Origin of the sequence: Dietzia sp. SLG310A2-38A2 (genome assembly GCF_014145095.1) — a bacterium.
Taxonomy (GTDB): Bacteria; Actinomycetota; Actinomycetes; order Mycobacteriales; family Mycobacteriaceae; genus Dietzia.
The window spans coordinates 1-6,389 of sequence record NZ_JAALDX010000412.1; the positions used below are offsets into that span (position 1 = coordinate 1).

Genomic DNA, 6,389 nt, shown 5'->3' on the forward strand with positions numbered 1-6,389 from the left:
CAACAACCACTTGACTTCAAGGAGAGGCAGGTGTTCGGAACGCTCTTTTCGATGGGGCGGAACGCTCCTTTTGTTGGTGCGGCGGCCCCGGGATCAGCTCACCCCTCGGCGGTGTACTGCCGCGGAAGCGCCCGGCCCCGCTCCGCCATGAGATCCCGGAGCAGGTTCGGGTAGTCGGTGATGATCCCGTCGACGCCGATGTCCATGAGGTACTCCATGGTCGGCACGTTGTTCACCGTCCACGGGATGATCCTCAGCCCGTGCGAGTGGGCGCTCTCGACCATCTTCGCCGTGACGTACGCCCGGCAGTCGCTTTCTCCGACCGTGCAGCTCTGGTCGGGGTGGGTCGCCACCGGTGAGTAGGCGACCACACCGTCGAGGGAGGCCGCGGCTGCGACGCCGTCGCCGTCGAAGTCTGCGATATCGATCCCGCCGAGCCACGGCGAGGGATCGTCGGAGCCGATGCCGAGGAAATCGTGGTTCGTCAGGGCCACGAGCGGCAGGGCAGGGGCGAGCTCGTGCATCGCCCGCAGTGCGCCCCAGTCGAACGACTGGACTGTGATCTGCTGATCGAGGCCCGAGTCGGCGATCTCCTCGTGAACCGCCGAGACAAACTCCTCGCGCGGAGCGGTCTGGTCCGGGGCCCCGGCCTCCACCTTTGTCTCGATGTTCATCCACACACCGTCCGGCCCGTCGGCTCCGTGGGCCTTGACCAGGTCGAAGAGTTCGGAGAGGAGCATCATCTTCTCGCCCGGATGGGTCTGCTGAGCGGGGTAACCGGGACGGCGGAGCGAACCACAGTCGAGAGTCCGGACCTGCTCGAGCGTGAGCTGGTGGATGTAGTTGTCCATGTAGGGGAACAGCGGGTCGCCCTCCACCACAGGGGCGGTGTCCTGGCAGACGTCCGTCCGGGGCCGTCGGTCGTGCGTGACCACGACCGCCCCGTCGGCGGTGACCTGGGTATCGAGTTCCAGTGTGCTCACACCTAGTTCGAGTGCAGCGGAGAAGGCCTGCGGGGAGCTCTCGACATGGAGGCCCACGCCGCCGCGGTGCGCCTGGAGGTCGAAGTCGCGCTCACCGGCACCGACCGAACCGAGCGCGTGGGACGAACCCAGCGGTCCGTCGGCGCCGAGTGACCCGGTCGAGGCGGTGGAGACGGCGGAGGAGACGGTCAGTGATGAGGCGGTGAGGAGGCAACCGAGGGCGGTGGCTCCTGCCGTGTGGAGGGCACGTGTGCTGCGCATGGGGAACCTCGCCGGACGTGGGGTCGGCATTCCGGGAGGGGTCCCGGGTGCCACTTGCCGGCGTGACGCTATGCGGCGTCGTCTACGCGCGGCTCGACCCGGAGTGAACGCAGGATGACGATTGGGACAGTCCTTCGGCGGGGAAGCGTCCACCCCGCGCACGAGCCGCCACCCCGCGCACGAGAAGAGCGTTCCGAACACATCGCCCGAGTGGGGGTGTTCGGAACGCTCTTTTCGATGGGAGAGGTGGGTCCGTCAGGGGGAGATCAGGAACCGAAGGCGGCCGAGTAGACCGCGTTCGGGGCCCAACCGCGCGCGGCGGTGTCGCGGATGAACTGCATCTGCGGGTAGAACGAGTTGCCCGGGCAGGCGGTCCCGCCCCAGTCGCGGTGGCCCGAGACGGCCGGCATGTTGCGCGTGGCTCCACCCTGCGGGTTGCGGTAGGTGATGCCGCCGCGCGGGTTGATGCCGGTGGCCGAACACAGGGCACGCACGCTGTTGATGGCCGCGCCCACGGCGGCGGCGGTGGGCGGCGCTCCGGTGAAGTCGCCCAGCAGGCAGATCCCGATATTGCCGTTGTTGACGCCGCCCGTGTGGCCCGCGGTGACCACCGGGGGAGCGATACCGGCGACCGGAGGCACCTGGAAGACCGGGGTTCCGCCGACGGTTCCGCCGCGGCCCTGGTAGATCCGGCCCTCCGGGTCGATGAGCAGGTGGTACCCGACGTCGCCCCAGCCCAGCGTGTTGGCGTGGTAGTTGTAGATCGCGCGCACGCTGGCGGCCCGGTCCGGTCCGACGGGCGAGGCAGTGTGGTGGATGGTGATCGCCTGCGCCGGGTGGAACTGCGGTGCCCAGCGGTTCCCCGAGACGTCACCGGCGCCCCACGCCGCCCGCGGGATGATCGGCAGTCCGAGCGTTCCGACGCTGCCCAGGCTGTAATTGCGCGGTGCGCCCCGGCCGTCGTCGAACGCGGTGGCACGGGCGCCCGCGGCTGCGTCGACCTCGTAGCCCACGGATCCCTCCGGAGCGGCGACGAGATCGGACGCGGGAGTGCTGCCGCTGTCCGGGGCGGAGTCCATCGCCTCGAGCGGAAGCCAGTCGCCCACCGAGCCGTCGGGGAACGCGAAGCGGATACGGCCGGCGATCTCCTCGGCGCTCGGGAAGGTCACCCCGACGTAACCGAGCGGGCCGTTCGGCTGGATCATCCCGCTGCCGGTCGGGACCGACTTGAGCAGGTCCTGCGCCATGCCGAGGGAACCGGTGTCGAACGGGTTGGCCCCGGCGAGGGGGCCACGGACGGAGGAGGCGACTGCGACGCCCACCCCGACTGACGCGGCGGTGAGAAACCCACGGCGTGAAACGGGCATAAGGGTGCACTCCAGACTTGTACTGCAGAAAACTGACGCCTGGCATATCGGCGCGATCGACCGCCACATTACGCGCTCGACGTAACCAAATCGAGACCTTTGTTACCCGAGTGATACATGTAACCAGTGAGGCTCAGGAGGCGCATTCGGGGACTGCCTGGGCCGGACTGGGCGGGCCTGACGCCGGGCGCGACGCCCACGGCCACGCGCCGGCTCATTTCCCGGGGCCCACGCGCCCACCCTGACCCCGGGCCCGACGGCCCCGGCCGCCCCGCCCAACGAGAAGAGCGTTCCGCACAGCTGCCTCTCGGGCGATGTGTGCGGAACGCACTTCCGGTCGGAGCGACGTCCCAGGGTCGGACCCGAGCCCCAGGGTCGGACCGACGTCCCGGGGTCGGACCCACGTCCCAGGGGAGGCTCCTCAGATGTCAGGGAGCCCAGGTGCGGGCGCCTACGGTGCTGCCCACGGTCTCGTCGGAGCCCACGGCCTCGTCGGCGTACGCGCGGTTCACGGCGGAGACCACGGCGCGCAGCGTCGCGGTGGTGATGGAACCGGCCCGGCCGACTCCCCAGAAGACCCGGTTACCGAACTGCACCTCGACGTACGCGGCCGCGGTGGCGTCGTCTCCGGCGGTCATGGCGTGCTCCGAGTAGTCGAGGATGCGCACCTCGTCGTCGAACATCTCGTTGAGCGCGGCGACGAACGCCGCCAGGGGGCCGTTACCGGACCCGGTCAGCTCCTTGGTCTCGCCCTTCCACTTGACCACGGCGTCGATCGAGTCCACGCCGTCGTCGGTCTCGGCCGGGTCGAGGTGCTGGGAGATCCGCTCCATGGGGGAGACGCGGTCCAGGTACTCGAGGGTGAAGATGTCCCACATCTGCTTGGGTGTGACCTCGCCGCCCTCGGAGTCGGTGACGTTCTGCACCAGCGCGGAGAACTCCATCTGCAGACGCCGCGGCAGCTGCAGGCCGTAGTCGCTCTTCATGATGTAGGCGACGCCGCCCTTGCCGGACTGCGAGTTCACGCGGATCACGGCCTCGTAGGTGCGACCCTCGTCCTTGGGGTCCACGGGCAGGTAGGGAACCTCCCACGTGATGTCGGTGATGTGCTCACCGCGCGCGTCGGCCTCGACCTGCAGTGCGTCGAAGCCCTTGTTGATCGCGTCCTGGTGCGAGCCCGAGAAGGCGGTGAAGACCAGGTCGCCGCCGTAGGGGTGACGCTCGGGTACGCGCAGCTGGTTGGCGTACTCGACGGTGCGGCGGATCTCGTCCATGTCCGAGAAGTTGATCTGCGGGTCGACGCCGCGGGTGAGCAGGTTCATGCCCAGGGTCACCAGGCAGACGTTGCCGGTCCGTTCGCCGTTGCCGAACAGGCAGCCCTCGATGCGATCGGCACCCGCCTGGAAGCCCAGCTCGGCGGCGGCCACGCCGGTGCCGCGGTCGTTGTGCGGGTGCAGCGACAGGATGGTGGAGTCGCGGCGGGCCAGGTTGCGGTGCATCCACTCGATCTGGTCGGCGTACACGTTGGGCGTGGCCATCTCGACCGTCGCCGGCAGGTTGAGGATGATCGGGTTCTCCGGCGTGGCGCCCACGACCTCGGTGACGGCGTCGCAGACCTCCTTGGAGAACGCGAGCTCGGTGCCGGTGAACGACTCGGGGGAGTACTCCCAACGCCAGTTGGTGTCCGGGTACTCCTTCGCGATGGCGGTCACCAGCGCGGCGGCGTCGGTGGCGATCTTCTTGATCGCGTCGCGGTCCTTACGGAACACGACCTTGCGCTGCAGGATCGAGGTGGAGTTGTAGAAGTGCACGATCACGTTGGACGCGCCCTCGCACGCCTCGAACGTGCGGCGGATCAGGTCCTCGCGACACTGCACCAGCACCTGGATGGTGACGTCGGAGGGGATCGCGTCGTCCTCGATGATCTCGCGGACGAAGTCATAATCCGTCTGCGAGGCCGAGGGGAACCCGACCTCGATCTCCTTGTAGCCCATGCGGACGAGCAGCTCGAACATTCGGCGCTTGCGGGCCGGGCTCATGGGGTCGATCAGCGCCTGGTTGCCGTCGCGCAGGTCCACGGCGCACCACTGGGGCGCGTGGGCGATGACCTTGTCCGGCCAGGTGCGCCTCTGCAGCGAAACGTCCTCGACCTCTTCGGCGAAGGGCCGGTACCGGTGGGCCGGCATCGAGGAGCCCTTCTGTCGGTTCCACGACGGTTGGTCGGGGCGTCCGGGCTTCGAGGGGGGAGTGATGGTCGACGACGACGAGACGAATGCGTCAGCGGGATTCATTGCGGGGCTCTACTTCCGTGGAATCGATCTGTGGGGATCGGACCGGCGCGACGAGATCCCGCGACGGGGAGCCGGTCCGCCTCAGCGGGCCCCGCCGCGGCACCCAAGAAGGAGCACGCGCTGCATGGGGGTCACGATACACGGTTCCGCAGTGCGTCACGGAATCGGGATGACGAAGGTCGTGGACCCCGTGGGCGTCTCGGGCGAGGAGAGGGGGGAGTCCGCGCCCAGCTCCTGGTCGTGGTGCATCGACCCCCAGAGGCGGCGACACCCGGCCTCCTCGGCTATGTCGAGTGCCTTGTCCACCAGCCGATGGGCGATCCCGCGGCCGCGCAACGGCTCGCTCACCCGGATCCCGTAGACGAACAGGTCCGGACTGGCGCCCAGGTAGCCGGTCTCCACCGCCACCAGCATCCCCACGGGGACCTCGTCCTGCAGCGCGAGCAAAAGGAGGTTGGACCCGTTGTCGAGGAAGTCCCGGGTCCACTCCGCGGTGGGTGGGTAGCTGAAGAGATCGTCGGCGGACAGCACCAGGTCGAGGTCGCCGCGCGCGGCGCGACGGATCACGAGCTCCGGTTGCTCCGGCGAGGTCATCTGTTCAGTGTGACAAAAACGCGGGCGGTCCGGTGAGCGAGAGCCACGGCACGGTTCGACCGGCCCCTCGTCGTCATCGGTTGGCGATCATCCAGTCGATCCAGCCGTTCTGGAACGGGATCGACTCGTACCAGGCCGGATTGGTTCCGTTGGGCTGTCGTCGTGCGTGGTCGGAACCGGAATGGATGCCCACCAGCAGGTCGCCGTGTAAGACGGGCCCACCGGAGTCCCCGGCCCCGTATCCGCCCTGGATGGTGTGGGACCGTCCGATCCGGGATCCGGCTCGCGGCTCCACGCGCTCGAGGCGGGTGAGACCGGTGCGCAACTCCGCCGAGCGCTGGCCGCGGGGGGTGGTCTCGCCGAATCCGTGGAAGCGCAGCACGTCGCCGGCCACGGGATCCCTGCCCCCGCGCTTGACCGACGGTGACGGCGCCGGATGCGCCAGTTTGAGCAGCATGACGTCACCGGCGGGGGCGTGGTAGGCGGCGACGGGGGTGTGGCGCCCGATGCTGCCGGTGTCGAGGGATCCGAACGCCCCGACGATCTGGGGGCTGGCGAGCGAGGCGGTCTCGGCGAACCCGCCCGGGACGGTCGCCTGGTTGCCGAATCCCAGGGTGTAGGCGTTCGGGTTGGCGGGGCCGCAGTGCTTGGCCGTCGCCACCCAGTACGGGGCTACCACCACTCCGGAGCAGGGGGTGCCGGGAATCCCGCTGAACGTGGTGATCTGGACGGCCCAGGGCGCCGGCCCGGACGGAGTGCCGTTGACCACGGCCCCGGCGGTGGGTGTGGAGACGGCGAGCGGGACGACGAGCGCGGCGACCGAGGCGAGTGTCGTCGCCACGAGTCGGGGGGCGCGGCGGGACACCCGGTGGGCGTCACGGCGGGAGGCGCTG

Annotated in this window: 5 protein-coding genes; all 5 read right to left on the reverse strand. The window is 69.4% G+C overall.

The annotated features are described in order from the left end of the window. Window positions 1-98: 98 nt before the first annotated feature. Window positions 99-1,244 carry a glycerophosphodiester phosphodiesterase family protein gene (locus G6027_RS14010; RefSeq protein WP_182637705.1) on the reverse strand — a complete coding sequence of 382 codons (1,146 nt, stop codon included), beginning with the start codon at window positions 1,242-1,244 and terminating at the stop codon, window positions 99-101. Between the two features lie 266 nt (window positions 1,245-1,510). Continuing rightward, window positions 1,511-2,566 carry a peptidoglycan recognition family protein gene (locus G6027_RS14015; protein ID WP_346995745.1) on the reverse strand — a complete coding sequence of 352 codons (1,056 nt, stop codon included), beginning with the start codon at window positions 2,564-2,566 and terminating at the stop codon, window positions 1,511-1,513. A 473-nt stretch (window positions 2,567-3,039) separates the two neighbouring features. Next, window positions 3,040-4,902 (reverse strand): 2-isopropylmalate synthase, encoded by a 1,863-nt coding sequence (leuA, locus tag G6027_RS14020; RefSeq protein ID WP_182637707.1) that lies wholly within the window; start codon window positions 4,900-4,902, stop codon window positions 3,040-3,042. 156 nt (window positions 4,903-5,058) lie between these two features. Further along, window positions 5,059-5,496, reverse strand: coding sequence for a GNAT family N-acetyltransferase (locus G6027_RS14025; protein WP_182637708.1), 438 nt, complete (start codon window positions 5,494-5,496; stop codon window positions 5,059-5,061). Between the two features lie 73 nt (window positions 5,497-5,569). Then, window positions 5,570-6,389, reverse strand: an 820-nt coding sequence (locus G6027_RS14030; protein ID WP_187702906.1) for a trypsin-like serine protease, incomplete at its 5' end; no start/stop codon positions are given.